Origin of the sequence: Streptomyces sp. NPDC000075 (assembly GCF_040301925.1) — a bacterium.
In the GTDB taxonomy this organism is placed as follows: domain Bacteria; phylum Actinomycetota; class Actinomycetes; order Streptomycetales; family Streptomycetaceae; genus Streptomyces; species Streptomyces polychromogenes.
Genome location: NZ_JBEPFL010000019.1, coordinates 140,028 through 160,010, shown reverse-complemented (window position 1 = coordinate 160,010; position 19,983 = coordinate 140,028). Strand labels below are relative to the sequence as shown.

The window sequence follows — 19,983 nt, the reverse complement described above, 5'->3', positions numbered from 1 at the left end:
GGAGGCGGCGGCGGGCCGGGCGGGGGCGGCCGCCGGCCCGGCGCGGGCGCCGGGGCGGGCGGCCGGGGGCGGGGGAGCGGGCCGGGCGGCGGCCCGGGAGTTCCGGGGGATGTGGATCGCGACCGTACAGAACGTGGACTGGCCCTCCGCGTCGGGCCTCGCCGCCCGGGAGCAGCGCGCGGAGCTGATCGCGCTCCTCGACACCGCCGTCCGGCGCCGGCTGAACGCGGTGGTCCTCCAGGTCCGCCCGGCCGCCGACTCCTTCTGGCCGTCGGCGCGCGAGCCCTGGTCGCAGTGGCTGACCGGGGCCCAGGGCAAGGACCCGGGATGGGACCCGCTGGGCACGGCCGTCGCCGAGGCGCACGCGCGGGGCCTGGAGCTGCACGCCTGGTTCAACCCGTACCGGGTGGCCAACCACGGCGACCCGTCCCGGCTCTCGGCCGGGCACCCGGCCCGCCGCAACCCCGACTGGGTGGTCCCGTACGGCGGCAAGCTCTACTACAACCCCGGGCTGCCGCAGGTGCGGGCCTTCGTGCAGGAGGCGATGCTGGACGCCGTCTCCCGCTATCCCGTCGACGGGGTCCACTGGGACGACTACTTCTACCCGTACCCGGTGGAGGGGGAGTACTTCGACGACGACGACGCCTACGCCGAGTACGGGGCCTCCTTCGGCTCCCGCGCCGCCTGGCGCCGCCACAACACCGACATGCTGGTCTCCGAGATGAGCCGGCGGCTGCGCCAGGTCCGTCCGGCGGCGCGGTTCGGGGTCAGCCCCTTCGCGGTGTGGCGCAACCGGGACACCGACCCGCTCGGCTCGCCGACGCGGGCGGGCGTGCAGACGTACGACGACCTGTACGCGGACACCCGCAAGTGGGTCACCGAGGGCTGGCTCGACTACATCGTGCCGCAGGCCTACTGGCAGATCGGGCACCCGCAGGCGGACTACGCGGCGATCGTGCCCTGGTGGGCGCGGACGGTCGCGGGCACCGGCGTGGACCTCTACGTGGGCGAGGCGCTGTACCGCTGCGACGCGCAGAGCTCCACGCCCGCCTGGCGCGATCCGGCGGAGCTCTCCCGGCACCTGACCCTCGCCAAGAAGTACGCGGAGGTCCGCGGCCACGTCTACTTCTCGGCGAAGCAGGTGGCCGCGGACCCCAACGGCGCCATGGCCAGGGTCGTCGCCGACCACTACCAGGCGGTGGCGGCGCCCCGCTGACCGAATGTCAGGTGGCTCAGCGCCAGGTGCCGGACCCGCCCTCGGGCCGGTCCGGGTGGCGTACCACGCAGTCGGGGCCGGGGGACATCACGGCGTCGTGCCCGTCCGGGAAGTGCACCCGGTACGGGGGCGCGCCGTTCTCGCCCAGCACCTCGACGATCTCGCCCACCCTGTCGTGCTGGCCCACGATCCTGCCGTGCTGCACCAGCTGGTCGCCCTCGGTCGCTCGCATCTGCTGACCTCCCTCGGAACAGGTCCGGTCCGGTGCCAGTAGTTTAGGCCGATCCGGGGCTATTTGACCCGTTGGGTCACGGTGATGCAGACCAGAACGGCCCCGGCGGCCAGCGGGGTCGCCGGGGACAGGTGCTCGCCCAGCAGCGCCACCGACCAGACCAGGGTCAGCAGCGGCTGGGCGAGCTGGAGCTGGCTGGCGCGCGGGGCGCCGATGGCGGCCATGCCCCGGTACCAGACGTAGAGCCCGAGGAAGGTCGAGCCGGCCGCCGCCCACACCAGGCCGGCCGCTCCGTGCCAGGTCAGGTGGACCGGCTCGGCCGCGAGGCCGAGCGCGGAACCGGCCAGCGCGAGCGGCAGGCACAGCACCAGGGCCCAGCCGATCACCTGCCAGCCCGGCATCAGCCGGGCCAGGCGCCCGCCCTCGGTGTACCCGGCGGCGCAGACCAGCAGCGCCCCGAACAGGTAGGCGTCCCCGGCCGAGGGGGCGCCGCCGCTCTGCGCCAGGGTGAAGACGAGGACCACCAGGGCCCCGGCGACGGCCGCGGCCCAGAAGGCCCGGGGCGGCCGGGCCCCGGTGCGCAGGGCCGACAGGGCGGCCGTGGTCAGCGGGAGCAGGCCGACCACGACGGCGGCGTGCGAGGTGGTGGAGGTCTGCAGGGCGAGCGTGGTCAGCAGCGGGAAGCCCACGACCACCCCGCCGGCGACGACGGCCAGCCCCGCCCAGTGCGCGCGGGACGGCAGCGGTACCCGTCCGGCGAGCAGGAAGCCGGCCGCGATGACGGCGGCCAGGACGCTGCGCAGCGCCACGAACGACCAGGGGCCGAAGCTCTCCAGCCCCCAGGCGGTGGCGGGGAAGGTCAGCGAGAAGGCGACCACCCCGAGGAGGGCGAGGACGGTGCCGCTGCGGTTCCCTGCCTGGTCCTCGCTACGGCCCCCCACCTGGACTGCTATCGGGGTCGGGCGAGTAGCGCTATTCTGTGCTGTCATGTACGAGCGTAGCAGTGTGGCGGAACTGGCGGAATCCCTGCGGTCCGAGCTGGACCGCTACCCGGTGGGTGGAAAGCTCCCCTCCAGTCGGGCTCTGGTCGAGCGCTACCGCGTCAGCCCCGTCACCGTCTCCCGGGCCCTCGCGCAGCTCGCGGCCGAAGGCCTCGTCGTCACCCGGCCCGGCGCCGGCGTGTACCGCGCCCACCCCCGCACGCTGGGGCCCGCGCCCGGGGACACCTCCTGGCAGGAGGTCGCCCTGAGCGCCGAAGGGGCCGGGGAGGTGGTCCCGCGCTCCGTCGACGCCTCCGGGGTGCTCGTCTCGCTGGCCCAGCCGCCGCCGGGGGTCATCGAGCTCAACGGCGGATACCTGCACCCCTCCCTCCAGCCCGAGCGGGCGATGGCCGCCGCCCTCGCCCGGGCCGGACGCCGGCCCGGAGCCTGGGGCCGCCCGCCGATGGAGGGACTGCCGGAGCTCCGGGACTGGTTCGCCCGGGAGATCGGGGGCACGGTCGGGGCGCTGGGCGCAGCCGACGTGATGATCACCGCGGGTGGGCAGAGCGCCCTGACCACCGCCCTGCGGGCGCTGGCCCCGCCGGGCGCGCCCGTCCTGGTCGAGTCGCCCACCTACCCCGGGCTGCTGGCCATCGCCCGCGCCTCGGGCTGCCGGCCGGTACCCGTCCCCGTGGACGCCGACGGGGTCCGGCCCGAGCTGCTGGCCGCCGCCTTCGAGGCCACGGGCGCGCGGCTCTTCGTCTGCCAGCCGCTGTTCCAGAACCCGACCGGGGCCGTCCTCTCCGCCGAGCGGCGGCCCGAGGTGCTGCGCATCGCCCGGGCCGCCGGGGCCTTCGTGGTCGAAGACGACTACGCCCGCAGCCTCGCCCACGAGGACGCGGGCCCCTTGCCGGCCACCCTGGCCGCCGAGGACGCGGACGGGATCGTCGTCCACGTCCGCTCCCTGACCAAGGCGACCTCCCCCAGCCTGCGCGTCGGCGCCCTCGCCGCCCGGGGCCCGGTCATGGACCGGCTGCGCGCCATCCAGGTCGTGGACAGCTTCTTCGTTCCCCGCCCCTTCCAGGAGGCCGCCCTCGAACTGGTCGGCGCCCCCGCCTGGCCCCGCCACCTGCGGGCCGTCGCCGGCGAACTGCGCCACCGGCGCGACGTGCTCGCCGGGGCCCTGCGCCGGGAGCTGCCCGGGGCGGAGGTCCCCCACCTGCCGCGCGGCGGCTACCAGCTGTGGGTGCGCCCGGCGTGCGAAGGCGGCGACGCCGAGTTCGCAGCGGCCGCCCTGCGCGCCGGGGTCGCGGTCGCGCCCGGCCGGCCGTACTTCTGCGCCGAGCCCCCGGCGGCGTACGTGCGGATGAGCTTCGCCGGGGTCTCGGGGCCGGGGGAGCTGGTGGAGGCCGTCCAGCGGCTGCGCGGCGGGCTGCGCTGGCCGTGACCTGACCTGACCTGTGGCCCGGCTGGCGGCCCTGACCTGCGGGCCCCGGCCCAAACTCCGTTGAGACGGGGGAGCCGCGCGCCTAGCCTGCGGCTCATGACCGAGATCGAGATCACCTCCCTGTCCCGCCGCCCCGAGCTGGCCTCCCGGCTGTGGGACATGGAGGACTCCTGGCCCGAGTTCGCCCGGCACGACGCCGTGGCCTGGGTGCTCTACCCGCGCCTGGTCGCGGAGTTCCCGGACTACGTGTTCATCGCCACCGACGGCGACGAGGTGGTCGCCCGGGCCTTCAGCGTGCCCTTCGCCCTGCACTCCGCCGACCGCGGCGGGGTGCTGCCCGCCCAGGGCTGGGACCGGGTGCTGATGTGGGCCTTCTCCGACCAGCGGCACGGGATCCGGCCCGACACGGTCAGCGCCCTGGAGATCTCCGTCGCCACGGGCCGGCAGGGGCGGGGGCTCTCCGGCCGGATGCTGGCCGCGATGCGCGAGGGCGCCCGCGCCGCCGGGTTCACCGAGGTCGTGGCCCCGGTCCGGCCGAGCGGGAAGCCCGCCGAGCCCGGGACGCCGATGTCCGAGTACGCGTACCGCACCCGCGAGGACGGCCTCCCGTACGACCCGTGGCTGCGGGTGCACGTCCGGGCGGGGGCCGTCATCGACTCCGTGGCCCCGCTCTCGATGACCGTCACCGGCTCCCTCGGCCAGTGGCGGCAGTGGACCGGGCTGCCCTTCGACGCGGCCGGGCCCGTCCGGGTGCCGGGGGCGCTGGGCCTCGTCCACTGCGAGCCGGAGCACGACTACGCGGTCTACGTGGAACCCAACGTCTGGGTCCGCCACCCGCTCACGGCGCCCACCGGCTGAACACGGCGTTTGATTGGCGGCGCCGGGAAACGGGTGCGGTCAATCCGCCGCCCCCGTTAGGTTGCCGGACATGATCGAGATTCGTGGGGCGGGCGCGGTCGACGGGGACGCGCTCGGGGAGATCCACGCAGCCGCCTGGGGGGCCGCGTACGGCCCCTTCTTCACCCCCGAGTTCGCCGCGGCGGGCGTCGCCGACCGGCGCTCCCGCTGGCACGCCCGCGTCACGGACGGCCCCGGGACGGTCCTGCTGGCCCTGGCCGACGGCCGTCCCCTGGCCCTGTCCTGGTACCGGCCCTCGGACACCCGCCCGCCGGGGACCGCCGAGATCCTCAGCTTCTACGCCCACCCCGACGGCTGGGGCACCGGCGTCGCCGCGGCCCTGATGACCGGCACGCTGGTGCGGCTGCGCGCCGAGGGTTTCACCGCCGCGCACCTGTGGACCCTGCGCGACACCCCCCGCTCCCGGCGCTTCTACGCCAAGTCCGGCTTCACCGAGAGCGGCGCCTCGCGCCCCTGCGATTTCGGTGACGGCCACCCCCTTGAACAGGTCGAATACGAGCGGGACTGTTGAGGTGCCGGGCCCCGGAAGGCCTTTGCATAACCCTGCAAAGGTACGTATAGTCATGCCATCGAAGAGGAGGGTCCGATGGTGGTACGTGTAGCGGTGGCCGGAGCGAGCGGATACGCGGGCGGTGAGGTCCTGCGCCTGCTGCTCTCCCACCCCGAGGTGGAGATCGGCGCGCTGACCGGACACTCCAACGCCGGACAGCTCCTCGGCGGCCTGCAGCCGCACCTGGTGCCGCTCGCCGGACGGACCCTGGAGCCGACCACGGCCGAGGTCCTCGCCGGCCACGACGTCGTCTTCCTCGCCCTGCCGCACGGGCAGTCCGCCGCCGTCGCGGCCGAGCTCGGCGACGAGGTGCTCGTCGTCGACATGGGCGCCGACCACCGGCTGAAGGACTCCGCCGACTGGGACCGCTTCTACGGCGCCCCGCACGCCGGGACCTGGCCCTACGGCCTCCCCGAGCTCCCCGGCGCCCGGGCCGCCCTCGCCGGCTCCAAGCGGATCGCCGTGCCCGGCTGCTTCCCCACCGCGGTCTCGCTCGCGCTCTACCCCGCCTACCAGGCGCGGCTCGCCGAGCCCGAGGCCGTGGTCGTGGCCGCCACCGGCACCTCCGGCGCCGGCAAGGCCCTCAAGCCGCACCTGCTGGGCGCCGAGGTCATGGGCACCGTCAGCCCCTACGGCGTCGGCGGCGTCCACCGCCACACCCCCGAGATGGTGCAGAACCTCTCCCCCCTCGCCGGGGAGCGGGTCTCCGTCTCCTTCACCCCCCACCTCGTGCCCATGCCGCGCGGCATCCTCGCCACCTGCTCGGCCAAGGCCCGGCCCGGCACCACCGCGGAATCGCTGCGCGCCGCCTACGAGAAGGCGTACGCGGACGAGACCTTCGTCCAGCTGCTCCCCGAGGGCGTCTGGCCCACCACGAAGTCGGTGTACGGCTCCAACTCCGTCCACCTCCAGGTCGCCTACGACGAGTCCGCCCAGCGGCTCATCGCCATCAGCGCGATCGACAACCTGACCAAGGGCACCGCCGGCGGCGCGGTGCAGAGCATGAACATCGCCCTCGGCCTCCCCGAGGCACTGGGACTTTCCACGATCGGAGTCGCACCGTGAGCGTCACGGCAGCACAGGGATTCACGGCGGCGGGCATCGCCGCCGGGATCAAGGCGAACGGCAATCCCGACCTGGCCCTCGTGGTCAACAACGGGCCGCGACTGGCCGCCGCCGGCGTCTTCACCTCCAACCGCGTCAAGGCCGCCCCGGTCCGCTGGTCCGAGCAGGTCCTGCGCGGCGGCACGGTCAGCGCCGTCGTCCTCAACTCCGGCGGTGCCAACGCCTGCACCGGACCCAAGGGCTTCCAGGACACCCACGCGACCGCCGAGAAGGTCGCCTCCGTCCTCGGCGGGGAGCACAACGCCGGCGAGATCGCCGTCGCCTCCACCGGCCTGATCGGCGTCCTCCTGCCCATGGACAAGCTGCTGCCCGGCGTCGAGACGGCCGCGGCGGCCCTCTCCGCCGACGGCGGCGAGGCCGCGGCCATCGCCATCAAGACCACCGACACCGTGCACAAGACGGCCACGGCCGGCCAGGACGGCTGGACCGTCGGCGGCATGGCCAAGGGCGCGGGCATGCTCGCCCCGGGCCTGGCCACCATGCTCGTCGTCCTCACCACCGACGCCGACCTGGACGCCGCCACCCTCGACAAGGCGCTGCGCGACGCCACCCGCACCACCTTCGACCGGGTCGACTCCGACGGCTGCATGTCCACCAACGACACGGTGCTGCTGCTCGCCTCCGGCGCCTCCGGGCAGGTTCCCGCGTACGAGGACTTCGCGGCCGCCGTCCGGGCCGTCTGCGACGACCTGGCCCGCCAGCTCATCGGCGACGCCGAGGGCGCCAGCAAGGACATCCGCATCGAGGTGATCGGCGCGGCCAGCGAGGACGACGCCGTCGAGGTCGGCCGGTCCATCGCCCGCAACAACCTGCTCAAGTGCGCCATCCACGGCGAGGACCCCAACTGGGGCCGGGTGCTCTCCGCCATCGGCACCACCAAGGCGGCCTTCGACCCGGACCGCCTGAACGTCGCCATCAACGGCGTGTGGGTCTGCAAGAACGGCTCCGTCGGCGAGGACCGCGACCTGGTCTCCATGAAGGGGCGCGAGGTGCACATCACCGCGGACCTGGCCGGCGGCACCGAGTCGGCGGTCATCTGGGCCAACGACCTGACGGCCGAGTACGTCCACGAGAACAGCGCGTACTCCTCATGAGCGCCGCGAGGAAGCACACCGCGCTGCCCAAGGCACAGATCCTCATCGAGGCCCTGCCCTGGCTCACCCGCCACAACGGCAAGGTCGTCGTCATCAAGTTCGGCGGCAACGCCATGGTCGACGAGGCCCTCAAGGCGGCCTTCGCCCAGGACGTGGTCTTCCTGCGCCAGGCCGGCCTCAAGCCCGTCGTGGTGCACGGCGGAGGCCCGCAGATCAAGGCCCAGCTCGCCAAGGAGGGCCTGGTCAGCGAGTTCAAGGCGGGCCTGCGCGTCACCACCCCCGAGGCGATGGACATCGTCCGGATGGTCCTGGCCGGGCAGGTCCAGCGCGAACTGGTCGGACTGCTCAACCAGCACGGCCCGCTGGCCGTCGGCATGACCGGCGAGGACGCCCACACCATCACCGCCACCCAGCACAAGCCGGAGATCGAGGGCGAGCTCGTCGACATCGGCCGGGTCGGGGAGATCACCTCCATCGACACCGGGGCCATCGAGGCCCTCCTCGCGGACGGCCGGATCCCGGTCATCTCCTCCATCGCCCGCAGCGCCGACGACGGCCACGTCTACAACGTCAACGCCGACACCGCCGCCGCCGCCCTGGCCGCCGCCCTCGGTGCCGAGACGCTGATGGTCCTCACCGACGTCGAGGGCCTCTACGCGGACTGGCCCAACAGCGACGAGGTCATCAGCCGGCTCACCGTCAGCGAGCTGGAGAAGCTGCTGCCCGAGCTGTCCAGCGGCATGGTCCCGAAGATGGAGGGCTGCCTGCACGCCGTCCGCGGCGGGGTCCCCACGGCGCGCGTCCTCGACGGACGCGTCCCGCACTCGATCCTGCTGGAGATCTTCACCGACCAGGGCATCGGCACGATGGTCCTGCCCGATCCGCGGCCCGGAACGCCGCGGCCCGGAACACCGCAAGGGGGAGCAGTACAGTGACGCACAACGAGGAGACCGGCAACCAGCGGTTCGCGGCCCGCTGGCAGGGCGCGCTCACGGACAACTACGGCACCCCGGCCGTGGCCCTCGTACGCGGCGAGGGCGCCCAGGTCTGGGACGCGGACGGCAAGCAGTACACCGACTACGTCGGCGGTATCGCGGTCAACGCCCTCGGCCACGCCCACCCGGCGATCGTCGAGGCCGTCACCGCGCAGGTGAAGACCCTCGGCCACGTCTCCAACCTCTTCGCCTCCGAGCCGGTTCTCGCGCTCGGCGAACGGCTGCTCCAGCTGTTCGGCCGCGAGGGGCGGGTCTTCTTCTGCAACTCGGGCACAGAGGCGGTCGAGGCCGTCTTCAAGATCGGTCGGCTCACCGGCCGGACGCACATGGTCGCCACCGACGGCGGCTTCCACGGCCGGACCATGGGCGCCCTCGCGCTCACCGGCCAGCCCAAGAAGCAGGAGCCCTTCCTGCCGCTGCCCGGCGAGGTCACCCACGTCCCCTACGGAGACGTCGAGGCCCTGCGGGCCGCCGTCACCGAGGAGACCGCGCTCGTCCTCATCGAGCCGGTCCAGGGCGAGAACGGCGTGGTCGTCCCGCCCGCCGGCTACCTGACGGCCGCCCGCGAGATCACCCGGGCCACCGGCACCCTGCTCGCCCTCGACGAGGTCCAGACCGGCATCGGCCGCTGCGGCACCTGGTTCGAGTACCAGCGGCACGAGGGCGTCGACCCCGACCTCGTCACCCTGGCCAAGGGCCTCGGCGGCGGCCTGCCCATCGGCGCCGTGGCCGCCTTCGGCCCGACGGCCGGGCTGCTGCGGCCGGGCCAGCACGGCACGACCTTCGGCGGGAACCCGGTCGCCTGCGCCGCCGGCCTCGCGGTGATCGACACCATCGCCACCGACGGACTGCTCGACCAGGTCAAGGCCCGGGGGGAGCGGCTGCGCTCCGGAATCGAAGCCTCCGGTCACGGGCTGGTCTCCCACGTCCGCGGCTCGGGTCTGTTGCTGGGTATCGTGCTGACGGAGCCCCTCGCGCCGAAGGTGCAGCTGGCGGCTCAGCAGGCCGGATTCCTGGTCAACGCGCCCGCCCCCGACGTCGTACGGCTGATGCCCCCGTTCGTCATCACCGAGGCCGAGGTCGACGCGTTCGTCCGGGCACTTCCCGGCATCCTCGACGAAGCGGGACGATCCGGAGAATGAGACGACGATGAGCCAGGCGCAGGAACACGAGCAGAACGGCGGCCCCTCCGTTCCGCAGACCCGCACCGCCCGCCACCGCCGGATCGTGGACATCCTCAACCGGCAGCCGGTCCGCTCCCAGAGCCAGCTGGCCAAGCTCCTCGCCGACGACGGGCTGAGCGTCACCCAGGCGACGCTCTCCCGCGACCTCGACGAGCTGGGCGCGGTGAAGATCCGCAACACCGGCGGCGAGCTGATCTACGCGGTCCCCAGCGAGGGCGGCTTCCGCACCCCGCAGGCCCCGCTCGGCGAATCGGCGAAGGAGGAGCGCATGCGGCGCCTCTCCGGCGAACTGCTGATCTCGGCCGAGGCCTCCGCGAACCTCGTGGTCCTGCGCACCCCGCCGGGGGCGGCGCAGTTCCTCGCCTCGGCCATCGACCAGGCCGAACTGCACGCCGTCCTCGGCACCATCGCCGGCGACGACACCCTGATGCTCATCAGCCGCGACCCCTCCGGCGGCCAGGCCCTGGCCGACCACATGCTGCGCCTGGCGCAGAAGGAGGGCTAGACCCCCCTGCGGGCCGGCAGCCCCCCTAGTACCGGGTCACGGCCAGTGGTCCGTCCTCGGTGCCGATGGCGATGTGCGGGGCGCGGCGGGGGTTGGCCCAGCGCAGGAGCTCGCGCATCGCGCCCTCCGGTACGGAGACGCAGCCGGCCGTGGCGCCCCTGCCGTTCACGTGCAGGAAGATGCCCGCGCCCCGGCCGCGTACCGGGTGCTCGTAGTTGAAGCCGATGACCAGGGCGTGCGCGTACTGCGTTCCGTACGCCGCCAGGTGCTCGGACTCCCCGGGCGCGCAGTCGGCGGGCAGCGGTTCCGTCCACCGGTTGTACGCGGCGGAGGCGTTGTCCTGGCACCACCACGAACGGTCCGTCACCCGCCGGTAGGCGTACTCCGTCCCGGCCGGCGCGTGCGCGGTGCCGAAGGCGTAGGGGAGGGCGTACAGACCGGCCGGGGTGGTGTTCGTGCCCTGGGTCCGGGTCGCCCCCTCGGTCAGGCCGTTCGCGCCGAACCGGGCGGGCGCGCGCCCGGCCTCGTACCAGCGGCCCGCGCGCCGGTCCCACCAGGTCAGCAGGCCCGTGGTCGACCCGGCGGCGGGGGCGACGGCGGTGATCAGCTGGCTGCCGCCGCCGGTGTCGACGAGGCGTTCGGGCAGCGGGCCGGGCCCGTGCGGCCACAGCCCGGCGAGGAACAGCGACCCGGCGATCAGAGCGTTGCGCAGCACAAGCCAGACGGTACGGGCCGCCCGGGCCGGGAGCGGCGCCGACAGACCGGCGGGACCCGATCGGGCGACCCGTCCGCGCTCCCACGGCCCACACCGCCCCCTCCGGTCGCCTTCCCGAGCGCGTCCGGCGCCGGCCCCGCGCCCGCCGGGACGCGGCAGGGGCCGGACGGCGGTGTCAGGCGCGGGTCTCGTGGAGCCGGAGGCCCTGGGGGGAGTGGTTCAGCCGCAGCTCGCGGGCTCCCAGCAGCTCCGCCGCCCGCGCCAGCAGTCCGCCCAGCTCGGCGCGCGCGGCCTCGCCCTCGTCGAGGGTGGACAGCCAGTCCCAGGCGGCCACCCGGTCCCGTGCGAGCCGGCGCGTCCCCGGGTCCGGGTCCGTCAGCAGGGCCACCGACGCCCGGAGTTCGGCGCTCCCGCCCCGGCCGCACAGCAGCCGGAACGCCGCCCGGCGGGTGTGCGGGCGCCACTGCGGCCCGGTCAGGTCCGCCAGCGCGGCGGAGTCCAGCCGCCGGGCCCCCGGGAGCAGGTGCAGCGCGGCCTCGCGGGCCGCCGACGCCGAGGAGTCCTCCAGCAGGGCCAGCAGCGCCGGGGTCTCCACGCGGGCCCCCAGCTTGCGCAGCCCCGCCAGGGCGGCGGCCCGCACCGGCCCTGCGGGGTGCTCCAGCAGGGCGCGCAGCAGCGGGACGTCCTCCCGCCCGGCCACCTCGGTGAAGCCGGTCACCGCGTACCCGCTCACCCGCCCGGGGTCCGTGATCAGCGCGCGGTAGTGCGCGTACGGGTCCCCGCCGGCCTGGCGCAGCAGCCAGCGGGCGCAGGCGCGTACGGACCCGGCCCGGTCGGCCAGGAAGCGGTCGGCCTCCTCCGCCCGCCCGGCCCGGCGCAGGGCGGTGACCCCGGCGGCCCGCACCGCCGGGAAGCGCGAGCCGAGCAGGGCGTCGACCGCCCCCTCCTCGGGTCCGCCGGCGGCCAGCGCCGCCAGGGCCGCATCGGTCCACATCCGGCCGGTCACCGGATCGTGCTCGGCGGCGGCCCGCCGGGCGAGCTCCCGCGCGCCGTACCGTCCGCAGTCGAGGGCGACCCGTGTGCCGAAGCGGCGCGTCGGCCGGTCGGCGCTGCCCGCCAGACGGTCCAGCATGGCCTCGCGCTGCCCGGCGGTCAGCGAGTTCCAGCTCCAGGTCGTCGAGGGCAGCCCGGGGCGCCACCACGCGGCGAGGGAGGAGTAGCGGCCGCTGAGGGCGGCCTCCAGCTGCTCCACCGCCCAGCCGCCGTGTTCGCGCCCGCCCAGCCGCAGGGTGAGCGGGGTGAGCGCGGTCAGCACGCGGGCGGGGTCGTCGGCCACCGGCCGGTTCAGCGCCCGGCGGGCCCGGTCCCGGGTGCGGACGGGGTACTGGGCCAGCACCCGGCCCAGCACCCTGCGGGCGCGCTCGCGCACCTGCGGTACCCAGTCGGCGCACCGGATCAGGACGAGCTGGGCCGGCGGGTTGCGCCACGCGGCGAGCGCGGCCGCGCGGATCCGCCCGTCGGGGTGGCACAGCCGCGCCTCCAGCCGGTCGACGTGTACGCCCTGGAAGCGCTGGAGGCGGCGCACCTCCCGGTCGAAGGCGATCCACGCCTCCGGCCCGTTCCCGACGAGCCGGCCGGCCACCGGGACGCTGACCCCGTGCACCAGCTGCCGGGCCACGCCCCGCCCCCAGGCCGCGTCCGCCGTCGCGCTCCACATATGCCCTCCCCGGCTGGATCCCGCCCCTGATGGTAGGCGGGCGGCACCGGGCCCCGCGCGCCCTATACGGCCTGGTCAGCACCGTGGGGGTGGACTCGATTGACGAAACATGCAGAGCAATGCATAGTTATGCCTATTCTTGCCGTGGACCGCAGCGCGTCGCGACCCCGCCTGAATCGTTTGACGCTGTACCCGGACGGCCTCCCCGCAACCTCCGCGGCGGGGAGGCCGGCCACTTCCACCCTCATGAGGAGCAGTAGCTGTGAGCAGCAACAACGGTGACGTCCGGCTCTGGGGCGGCCGGTTCGCCGACGGCCCTTCGGAGGCCCTCGCGAAGCTGTCCGCGTCGGTCCACTTCGACTGGCGGCTGGCGCCCTACGACATCGCCGGCTCGCGCGCCCACGCCCGCGTGCTCGCCAAGGCGGGCCTGCTCACGGCCGAAGAACTCGACCGCATGATCGCGGGCCTGGACCGGCTGGAGGCCGACGTGGCCGACGGCTGCTTCGTCGGGACCGTCGCCGACGAGGACGTCCACACCGCCCTGGAGCGCGGCCTGCTGGAGCGGCTCGGCCCCGACCTGGGCGGCAAGCTCCGGGCCGGGCGCTCCCGCAACGACCAGGTGGCCACCCTCTTCCGGATGTACCTGCGCGACCACGCGCGGATCATCGGCGGCCTGATCGCCGACCTCCAGGACGCCCTGGTCGGCCTGGCCGAGACGCACCCGGACGTGGCGATGCCGGGCCGCACGCACCTCCAGCACGCGCAGCCCGTCCTCTTCGCCCACCACGTGCTGGCGCACGTGCAGTCCCTGTCCCGGGACGCTGAGCGGCTGCGGCAGTGGGACACCCGTACGGCCGTCTCCCCGTACGGTTCGGGCGCGCTGGCCGGCTCCTCGCTCGGCCTGGACCCGGAGGCGGTCGCCGCCGACCTGGGCTTCGAGCGCGGCTCGGTGGGCAACTCGATCGACGGGACGGCCTCGCGCGACTTCGTCGCCGAGTTCGCCTTCGTCACCGCGATGATCGGGATCAACCTGTCCCGGATCGCCGAGGAGATCATCCTGTGGAACACGAAGGAGTTCTCCTTCGTCACCCTCCACGACGCCTTCTCCACCGGCTCCTCGATCATGCCGCAGAAGAAGAACCCGGACATCGCGGAGCTGGCGCGCGGCAAGTCGGGCCGTCTCATCGGCAACCTGACGGGCCTGCTGGCCACGCTCAAGGCGCTGCCGCTGGCCTACAACCGCGACCTCCAGGAGGACAAGGAGCCCGTCTTCGACTCCTGCGACACCCTGGAGGTCCTGCTGCCGGCCTTCACCGGGATGATGGCCACCCTCACGGTCAACCGCGAGCGGATGGAGGAGCTGGCCCCGGCGGGCTTCTCCCTCGCGACCGACATCGCGGAGTGGCTGGTCAAGCAGGGCGTGCCCTTCCGGGTCGCGCACGAGGTGGCCGGCGAGTGCGTCAAGGTCTGCGAGGCCGAGGGCATCGAGCTCGACGAGCTCACCGACGCCCAGTTCGCGAAGATCTCGGAGCACCTGACCCCCGAGGTCCGCACGGTCCTCAACGTCCCCGGTGCCCTGGCCTCCCGCAACGGCCGCGGCGGCACCGCCCCGTCGGCGGTGGCGCTCCAGCTCACCGAACTGAAGGCCGACCTGGTCATCCAGCACGCCTGGGCGATCCACAAGCGGTAACCGAAACGCCCGGAGGGGCGGTACGGACCCGCACGGGTCCGTACCGCCCCTCCGGCGTGTGCGGGTGTCAGCAGACGACGCTGACCGAGAACGGCCGGTCGTCGTCCACGGCCCGGCTGCCGCCCGCGGACGGCGTCGCGGTGCGGATGAAGATCCTCCTGCTGCCGGCCTGGCCGACCAGGATGGACGAGCTGCCCGGGCCGGGGTCGCTGAAGTCGTTCTTGTTGACCGTGCCCAGCAGGGCGCAGTAGTCGATGTCGGCGTTCGTGACCAGGACGTAGCGGCCCTTGCCGATGTACTCGACGCTGTTCATGCCGGACCAAGCCAGGATCACCCCGTCCGCGCGGACCTTGGCGAAGGCGGTGGCAGTCGCCGCGGCCTGCCTGGTGTGGGCCGGCTCCGCCGACGCGGAGGACACGGCGAACGCGCCGCCGACCGTGAGTGCCATCGCTGCGGCCCCGAGGGCCAGCTTCATCGATCCGTTCATGGGCAGGACTCTCCCGCTTCCCGGGAGAGGTCCATAAGCCCTGGTCACGCGGGTTCACCCGAAAAGATCAAGCGGTATGGTCATCGGCCCAGTCCGCCAGCGCGTCGAAGTCCGGCCGGGTCAGGCCGATCCGCTCGTCCACGTACATGAGCAGCGCGTGCGCCGGGTGGCGCTGTTCGACGTACTCGCGGTCCAGGGCCGTGATGTCGTCGTCGATCCAGGCGAAGGGCCGCGCGCCCGCGTACTCCAGGACGTACTGCGTCTTCCAGAACGTGCCGCGCGGCGCCCGGCCGTGCATCACCGGCCAGTCGATGAACGGCAGCCGGGGCAGGCCCAGGTGCGGGCCTATCCAGTCGTTGGCCTCGTCCTTCCAGGTGGTGGCCCAGACGAGTTCGTAGGAGTCCGCCAGGGCCAGCAGCTCGGCCCCGTGACCGGGGTTGAGCCAGACCCGCAGGGGTTTGCCCTCCGTGAAGCCCGTGGGGCGCATCCGGTGCGTGGTGTAGCCCTCGGGGCGGCGCTGGGGCTGGGCCGCGTAGGGGTTCAGGGGTCCGTCGACGTCGATCAGCAGCAGTGGCTTCATGCGCACAGGTTTCCTCCCCGGCTGCCCTTCCGGCAGCCTGTTTTTCCTTGGAATGAGACATCGGCGTCTCATTTGAGGTACGGTTGTCTCATGGCCATGGATCGTGACCAGGTGCTCCGCGACGCGGCGGCCCTGCTCTCCCGCAAATCGACCGCGACGATGGACGAGGTGGCCCGCGCCGCCGGAATCGGCCGGGCGACCCTCCACCGGCACTTCGCCGGGCGCGACGCCCTCGTGAAGGCCCTTGAGGACCTCGGCATCCGCTGCTTCGAGACGGCCTTCGACCGCGCCCGTCTCGACGAGGGCACCGCGGTGGAGGCGCTGCGCCGCCTCGTCGCCGAGACCGAGCCCGACGCCCAGCTGCTGGCCTTCCTCGTCACCGAGAACCAGCTCTTCGAGGGCGACCAGGTCAACGAGGGCTGGGCCCGCCTCGACGCCCGCGTCAGCGAGCTCTTCCGGCGCGGCCAGCGGGAGGGCGACATCCGCATCGACCTGAGTGCCGCCTGGCTCACCGAGGCCCTCTACGGACTCGTCGGATCCTGCGCCTGGGCCGTCATGGACGGCCGGGTCGCGGCCAAGGACTTTCAATTCATGATCACCGAGTTGCTGCTCGGTGGCGTACGACGGAGTGTGGAGTGATGACCGGAACCGAACAGCTGAACCGGCGGACGGGTGCGGAGGGGAGGAGCCGCGGACGCTGGCTGGCGCTCTCCGTACTCGTCCTGGCCGTACTGCTGGTCGCGGTCGACGCCACCGTCCTCGGACTCGCCACCCCCTCCCTGAGCGAGGACCTCAAGCCGTCCGGCACCCAGCTGCTGTGGATCGGCGACATCTACTCCTTCGTCATCGCCGGCCTGCTCGTCTCCATGGGCTCCCTCGGCGACCGCATCGGCCGCAAGAAGCTGCTGCTGCTCGGCGCCACCGCCTTCGGGGCCGTCTCCGTCCTGAACGCCTACGCCACCAGCCCCGAGATGATGATCCTGGCCCGGGCGCTGCTCGGCGTCGCCGGCGCCACCCTCATGCCGTCCACCCTCGCGCTGATCCGCAACATCTTCCACGACCCCAAGGAGCGCAGCCTCGCCATCGGCATCTGGGGCGCCACCGCCTCCGCCGGCGCGGCCGTCGGACCGGTGGTCGGCGGAGCCCTGCTCCAGCACTTCTGGTGGGGCTCGGTCTTTCTCATCAACCTGCCCGTGATGGCCGTCCTGGTCGTCGTCGGCGTCAAGCTGCTCCCCGAGTCCAAGAACCCGGTCGCCGGCCCCTGGGACCTCTTCAGCGTCGCCCTCTCCCTCGTCGGCGTCATCGGCGTGGTGTACGCCGTCAAGGAAGTCGCCACCCACGGCGTGACCTGGGGCGTCGCGGCCGCCGCCGTCATCGGCGCGGGCTGCCTGTACGCCTTCGTGCGCCGCCAGTTCACCCTGGCCTCGCCGCTGCTCGACATGCGGCTCTTCAAGCACCGCGGCTTCTCCGGCGCGGTCCTCGCCGACCTGCTGACCGTGTTCGGCCTCTCCGGCCTGGTCTTCTTCCTCTCCCAGTTCCTCCAGCTGGTCCAGGGCCGCGACCCCCTGGAGGCGGGCCTGGCGGAACTGCCCGCCGCCGTCGGCGCCGTCGTCACCGGCCTGATAGCCGGCCGGTACGCCCGCCGCTACTCGGTCCGGGTCATCGTGGCCGGCGGACTCGCCGCCATCGGCCTGGCCCTGGCCGCGCTCACCCTGATCCACCAGCACAGCGGCTACCCGCTGCTCGGCGCCTCCCTGCTCGTCGTCGGCCTCGGCGCCGGCTTCTCCTTCACCGTCACCGCCGACGTGATCCTCTCCAGCGTCCCCAAGGAGCAGGCCGGTTCCGCCTCGGCCGTCTCCGAGACCGCCTACGAGCTGGGCGCCGCCCTCGGCATCGCCCTGCTCGGCTCCATCGTCACCGGCGTCTACCAGGGCTTCACCGCCCCGGCCTCGGTCCCGGCCCCGCTGGCCGACGCGGCCCACGAGTCGCTCGGCGGAGCCGTCGAAGCCGCCAGGGCCCTGGACCCGCAGACCGCCCAGACCATGGTCGGCGCGGCCCAGGAGGCCTTCGTGGACGGGCTCCGGCTCGCCTCCGGCGTAGGCGCGGCCGTCCTGCTCGCCACCGCCGTGGCCGCCTGGTTCCTGCTGAAGGGGCAGGAGCTCCAGGACGGCGTCGAGCACTGACGCCACGCCAGACCGTGGCGCCCCGGCGGGTGTTGACAGCCCGTCGGGGCACGGGACACGATCCCCGCGATGGAGATCACCGACCTGACCCCCGCCGAACGCCGTATACGGGACGCCTTCCCGCGCGGTGAGGGCGTCGACTTCCGCGAGGACCCCGACGAGGACGCCGCCGACGGGCACGGCTGGGGGCCCGAGCGGACCGTACGCGCCGACGTGCTCGCCGCCCTGCTGCTCGCCGGCCCCACCCCGAACGGACAGGTGGCCGAGCTCAACGTCAGGGGCGCCCGGATCACCGGCAAGCTCAACCTCAAGTACGCCGACGTCGAGCACGCGATCCGGCTGCGCGGCTGCTGGTTCGAACGCAAACCCCAGCTGTACGGGGCCCGGCTGCGCGCCGTCAGCCTCTCGCAGTCGGCCCTGCCCGGACTCACCGCCTCCATCGTCAGCGTCGACCTCGCGCTCCGGCTGAGCGGCTGCCGCTTCACCGGGCCCGTCCGCCTCGCCGGGGCCCGGATCGCCGGCGGCCTCTTCCTCCAGGACGCGCTGATCCGCCCCGACGCCGGGGCGCGGGCCGACGCCGACGCCGACGCCGAAGAGCACGACGAGCCCCCGCTCCAGCTCAACCACACCGAGATCGGCACCGACATCGTCGCCGACGGGCTCACCGTCCACGGCCAGCTCCGCGTCAACGGCGCCACCGTCGCCGGACAGATCAGCCTGGACCGGGCCAGGCTCCTCGCCCCCGGCGGGATCGCCCTGCACGCCGAGACCGTCTCCGTCGGCACCGACCTGCGCGGCCACCGGCTGGAGGCCGAGGGCATGGTCAACCTCACCGGCGCCCGGGTCCCCGGCCAGCTGATGCTCACCCGCGCCCGGCTCGCCAACCCCGGCGGGGTGGCCCTGCGCGCCAGCAGCTGCGCCATAGGGGAGCTGTGGCTGCGCCGGTGCCCGCCCATCGACGGGATCGTCAACCTGCGCCGCAGCCAGCTCGACATGCTCTACGCCGAACCGGAGACCTGGCCCGCGGTGGTCCGCACCGAGGGGCTCGGCTACCGGGTGCTGCACCCGCTCCTGCCCGCCGAGCAGCGCCTCCCGCTGCTGGAGCGCGAGGAGACCGGCTACCTCCCGTACGCCTACGAACAACTCGCCGCCGCCTACCGCACCGTCGGCGACGAGGCGGCCGCCCGCAGCGTCCAGCTCGCCAAGCTGCGCCGCCACCGCCGCACGCAGCCGCGCCACACGCGCCTGTGGGGGCTCCTCCAGGACGTCACCGTCGGCTACGGCTTCCGGCCGCTGCGCGCGGCGTTCTGGCTCCTGCTGCTGGTCCTGACGGGCTCGCTCGCGTACGGGCTGCACCACCCGAGGCCGCTGAAGCCGGGGGAGGCCCCCGACTTCAACCCCGTCTTCTACACCATCGACCTGCTGCTGCCGATCATCGGCTTCGGCCAGGAGGAGGCCTTCGCGCCGGGCGGCTGGTACCAGTGGCTGTCGTACCTGCTGATCGTGACCGGCTGGATCCTCGCCACCACGACGGCGGCGGGCGTCAGCCGGTCACTCCAGCGCCAGTAGGCAGGGGGCTCAGGCCGCCTTCGCCTTGGTCGCGTACATGTCCACGTACTCCTGGCCCGACAGGCGCATGACCTCGGCCATCACCGAGTCGGTGACGGCGCGCAGCACGTAGCGGTCGCGGTCCATGCCCTCGTAGCGGGAGAACTCCATCGCCTCGCCGAAGCGGATGGTGACCCGCCCCGGGCGGATCATGCCCTTGCCGCCGGGCTGGAGCTTGTCGGTGCCGATCATCGCGAACGGGACCACGGGGGCGCCCGTCATCAGGGTGAGGCGGGCGATGCCGGTCCGGCCGCGGTACAGCCGGCCGTCGGGGGAGCGGGTGCCCTCGGGGTAGATCCCGAAGATCTTGCCCTCTTCGAGGATCCGGCGGCCCGTCATCAGGGCGGCGACCCCGCCGTTCGCGCCGTCGCGGTCCACCGGGATCATGCCGGCGCCGGTGAAGAACCAGGCCATCAGGCGGCCCTTGAGACCCTTGCCCGTCACGTACTCGTCCTTGCCGATGAAGTGGACCGTGCGGTCGCACACCAGCGGCAGGATCATCGAGTCGATGAAGGTGAGGTGATTGCCCGCCAGGATCACCGGGCCGGTGCCCGGAATGTTCTCGATCCCCTCCACCCGGGTGCGGACAACCATGCGCATGACCGATCCGACGGTGGCTTTGAGGAACCTTGTACGGAACAACGTGAGCCCTCCGGCATCGAAAAGCGGTTTTCGCACCACACGGCGGTAGTGCAGGTGAGGACGATACTCGCGGGTCACCCCTGATCGCACATCGGGTTCACGGGATGGATACGCA

General features: G+C 73.7%; 20 protein-coding genes. 13 read left to right on the top strand and 7 right to left on the bottom strand.

Annotation, left to right across the window (positions count from 1 at the left end; genetic code table 11):
* Positions 1-1,216 (top strand): glycoside hydrolase family 10-like protein (locus tag ABT403_RS22760; protein WP_351649668.1); only part of this gene is annotated, 1,216 nt, incomplete at its 5' end.
* 16 nt (positions 1,217-1,232) lie between these two features.
* On the opposite strand, the gene ABT403_RS22755 is transcribed toward ABT403_RS22760, so the two are convergent.
* Positions 1,233-1,448 (bottom strand): DUF1918 domain-containing protein, encoded by a 216-nt coding sequence (locus ABT403_RS22755; protein ID WP_344159138.1) that lies wholly within the window; start codon positions 1,446-1,448, stop codon positions 1,233-1,235.
* A 59-nt stretch (positions 1,449-1,507) separates the two neighbouring features.
* A complete protein-coding gene (locus ABT403_RS22750; protein ID WP_344159141.1) occupies positions 1,508-2,437 on the bottom strand; it encodes a DMT family transporter in 930 nt (309 codons plus the stop codon).
* On the opposite strand from ABT403_RS22750, the gene ABT403_RS22745 reads away from it, so the two are divergent.
* The 8 genes from ABT403_RS22745 to ABT403_RS22710 all read left to right on the top strand — a co-directional run bounded on the left by ABT403_RS22745 (position 2,436) and on the right by ABT403_RS22710 (position 10,246).
* Positions 2,436-3,875 (top strand): aminotransferase-like domain-containing protein, encoded by a 1,440-nt coding sequence (locus ABT403_RS22745; protein ID WP_344159144.1) that lies wholly within the window; start codon positions 2,436-2,438, stop codon positions 3,873-3,875. The two genes, ABT403_RS22750 and ABT403_RS22745, sit on opposite strands and share 2 nt — an antisense overlap.
* A gap of 96 nt (positions 3,876-3,971) precedes the next feature.
* The gene (locus ABT403_RS22740) at positions 3,972-4,733 is read left to right on the top strand and encodes an N-acetyltransferase (protein WP_344159147.1); all 762 of its coding nucleotides are present in this window, start codon (positions 3,972-3,974) and stop codon (positions 4,731-4,733) included.
* A gap of 70 nt (positions 4,734-4,803) precedes the next feature.
* Complete coding sequence (locus ABT403_RS22735) at positions 4,804-5,304, top strand: GNAT family N-acetyltransferase (RefSeq protein WP_344159150.1); 501 nt, start codon at positions 4,804-4,806, stop codon at positions 5,302-5,304.
* A 75-nt stretch (positions 5,305-5,379) separates the two neighbouring features.
* Positions 5,380-6,408 carry an N-acetyl-gamma-glutamyl-phosphate reductase gene (gene argC / locus ABT403_RS22730; RefSeq protein ID WP_344159153.1) on the top strand — a complete coding sequence of 343 codons (1,029 nt, stop codon included), beginning with the start codon at positions 5,380-5,382 and terminating at the stop codon, positions 6,406-6,408.
* On the top strand, positions 6,405-7,562 hold the full coding sequence (gene argJ / locus ABT403_RS22725; RefSeq protein WP_344159156.1) for a bifunctional glutamate N-acetyltransferase/amino-acid acetyltransferase ArgJ: 1,158 nt from the start codon (positions 6,405-6,407) through the stop codon (positions 7,560-7,562). The genes argC and argJ overlap by 4 nt, the downstream gene beginning before the upstream one ends.
* Complete coding sequence (gene argB, locus ABT403_RS22720) at positions 7,559-8,497, top strand: acetylglutamate kinase (protein ID WP_344159159.1); 939 nt, start codon at positions 7,559-7,561, stop codon at positions 8,495-8,497. Before argJ ends, argB begins: the two co-directional genes overlap by 4 nt.
* Positions 8,494-9,699 carry an acetylornithine transaminase gene (locus ABT403_RS22715; protein ID WP_344159162.1) on the top strand — a complete coding sequence of 402 codons (1,206 nt, stop codon included), beginning with the start codon at positions 8,494-8,496 and terminating at the stop codon, positions 9,697-9,699. The genes argB and ABT403_RS22715 overlap by 4 nt, the downstream gene beginning before the upstream one ends.
* A 7-nt stretch (positions 9,700-9,706) precedes the next feature.
* Positions 9,707-10,246 (top strand): arginine repressor, encoded by a 540-nt coding sequence (locus ABT403_RS22710; protein ID WP_079425174.1) that lies wholly within the window; start codon positions 9,707-9,709, stop codon positions 10,244-10,246.
* A gap of 25 nt (positions 10,247-10,271) precedes the next feature.
* Here the strand turns inward: ABT403_RS22710 and ABT403_RS22705 are convergent, their stop codons facing one another.
* Together ABT403_RS22705 and ABT403_RS22700 are read right to left on the bottom strand one after the other, a co-directional pair.
* A complete protein-coding gene (locus ABT403_RS22705) occupies positions 10,272-10,958 on the bottom strand; it encodes a L,D-transpeptidase family protein (protein WP_425580200.1) in 687 nt (228 codons plus the stop codon).
* 178 nt (positions 10,959-11,136) lie between these two features.
* Positions 11,137-12,678: a HEAT repeat domain-containing protein gene (locus tag ABT403_RS22700; RefSeq protein WP_344159169.1), complete on the bottom strand. Its 1,542-nt coding sequence runs from the start codon at positions 12,676-12,678 to the stop codon at positions 11,137-11,139.
* A gap of 262 nt (positions 12,679-12,940) precedes the next feature.
* Here ABT403_RS22700 and argH point away from each other — a divergent pair, with 262 nt between their 5' ends.
* A complete protein-coding gene (gene argH / locus ABT403_RS22695) occupies positions 12,941-14,368 on the top strand; it encodes an argininosuccinate lyase (protein WP_344159171.1) in 1,428 nt (475 codons plus the stop codon).
* Between the two features lie 67 nt (positions 14,369-14,435).
* Here the strand turns inward: argH and ABT403_RS22690 are convergent, their stop codons facing one another.
* Both ABT403_RS22690 and ABT403_RS22685 read right to left on the bottom strand, forming a co-directional pair.
* A complete protein-coding gene (locus ABT403_RS22690) occupies positions 14,436-14,855 on the bottom strand; it encodes a hypothetical protein (protein WP_344159174.1) in 420 nt (139 codons plus the stop codon).
* 67 nt (positions 14,856-14,922) lie between these two features.
* Entirely contained in the window at positions 14,923-15,435 is a 513-nt protein-coding gene (locus ABT403_RS22685) for an HAD domain-containing protein (protein ID WP_344159177.1), read from the bottom strand.
* Between the two features lie 90 nt (positions 15,436-15,525).
* Between ABT403_RS22685 and ABT403_RS22680 the strand changes: the two genes are divergently transcribed.
* From ABT403_RS22680 to ABT403_RS22670, 3 genes are all read left to right on the top strand, one after another.
* Positions 15,526-16,074, top strand: a complete 549-nt coding sequence (locus ABT403_RS22680) for a TetR/AcrR family transcriptional regulator (RefSeq protein ID WP_344159180.1) — start codon at positions 15,526-15,528, stop codon at positions 16,072-16,074.
* Positions 16,074-17,618: an MFS transporter gene (locus ABT403_RS22675; RefSeq protein ID WP_344159183.1), complete on the top strand. Its 1,545-nt coding sequence runs from the start codon at positions 16,074-16,076 to the stop codon at positions 17,616-17,618. The genes ABT403_RS22680 and ABT403_RS22675 overlap by 1 nt, the downstream gene beginning before the upstream one ends.
* A 69-nt stretch (positions 17,619-17,687) precedes the next feature.
* Positions 17,688-19,187: a membrane-associated oxidoreductase gene (locus ABT403_RS22670; protein WP_344159186.1), complete on the top strand. Its 1,500-nt coding sequence runs from the start codon at positions 17,688-17,690 to the stop codon at positions 19,185-19,187.
* 9 nt (positions 19,188-19,196) lie between these two features.
* Here the strand turns inward: ABT403_RS22670 and ABT403_RS22665 are convergent, their stop codons facing one another.
* The gene (locus ABT403_RS22665; protein ID WP_344159189.1) at positions 19,197-19,826 is read right to left on the bottom strand and encodes a lysophospholipid acyltransferase family protein; all 630 of its coding nucleotides are present in this window, start codon (positions 19,824-19,826) and stop codon (positions 19,197-19,199) included.
* Positions 19,827-19,983: the final 157 nt, after the last annotated feature.

Bases quoted from the DNA above. Each gene is read 5' to 3' on its own strand.
- ABT403_RS22680 (WP_344159180.1), top strand. From the start codon at position 15,526: ATGGCCATGGATCGTGACCAGGTGCTCCGCGACGCGGCGGCCCTGCTC.
- ABT403_RS22745 (WP_344159144.1), top strand. From the start codon at position 2,436: ATGTACGAGCGTAGCAGTGTGGCGGAACTGGCGGAATCCCTGCGGTCC.
- ABT403_RS22710 (WP_079425174.1), top strand. From the start codon at position 9,707: ATGAGCCAGGCGCAGGAACACGAGCAGAACGGCGGCCCCTCCGTTCCG.
- ABT403_RS22685 (WP_344159177.1), bottom strand. From the start codon at position 15,435: ATGAAGCCACTGCTGCTGATCGACGTCGACGGACCCCTGAACCCCTAC.
- argC (WP_344159153.1), top strand. From the start codon at position 5,380: ATGGTGGTACGTGTAGCGGTGGCCGGAGCGAGCGGATACGCGGGCGGT.
- argB (WP_344159159.1), top strand. From the start codon at position 7,559: ATGAGCGCCGCGAGGAAGCACACCGCGCTGCCCAAGGCACAGATCCTC.
- ABT403_RS22700 (WP_344159169.1), bottom strand. From the start codon at position 12,678: ATGTGGAGCGCGACGGCGGACGCGGCCTGGGGGCGGGGCGTGGCCCGG.
- ABT403_RS22755 (WP_344159138.1), bottom strand. From the start codon at position 1,448: ATGCGAGCGACCGAGGGCGACCAGCTGGTGCAGCACGGCAGGATCGTG.
- ABT403_RS22665 (WP_344159189.1), bottom strand. From the start codon at position 19,826: ATGCGCATGGTTGTCCGCACCCGGGTGGAGGGGATCGAGAACATTCCG.
- ABT403_RS22670 (WP_344159186.1), top strand. From the start codon at position 17,688: ATGGAGATCACCGACCTGACCCCCGCCGAACGCCGTATACGGGACGCC.
- ABT403_RS22740 (WP_344159147.1), top strand. From the start codon at position 3,972: ATGACCGAGATCGAGATCACCTCCCTGTCCCGCCGCCCCGAGCTGGCC.
- ABT403_RS22750 (WP_344159141.1), bottom strand. From the start codon at position 2,437: ATGACAGCACAGAATAGCGCTACTCGCCCGACCCCGATAGCAGTCCAG.
- ABT403_RS22735 (WP_344159150.1), top strand. From the start codon at position 4,804: ATGATCGAGATTCGTGGGGCGGGCGCGGTCGACGGGGACGCGCTCGGG.
- ABT403_RS22675 (WP_344159183.1), top strand. From the start codon at position 16,074: ATGACCGGAACCGAACAGCTGAACCGGCGGACGGGTGCGGAGGGGAGG.
- ABT403_RS22690 (WP_344159174.1), bottom strand. From the start codon at position 14,855: ATGAACGGATCGATGAAGCTGGCCCTCGGGGCCGCAGCGATGGCACTC.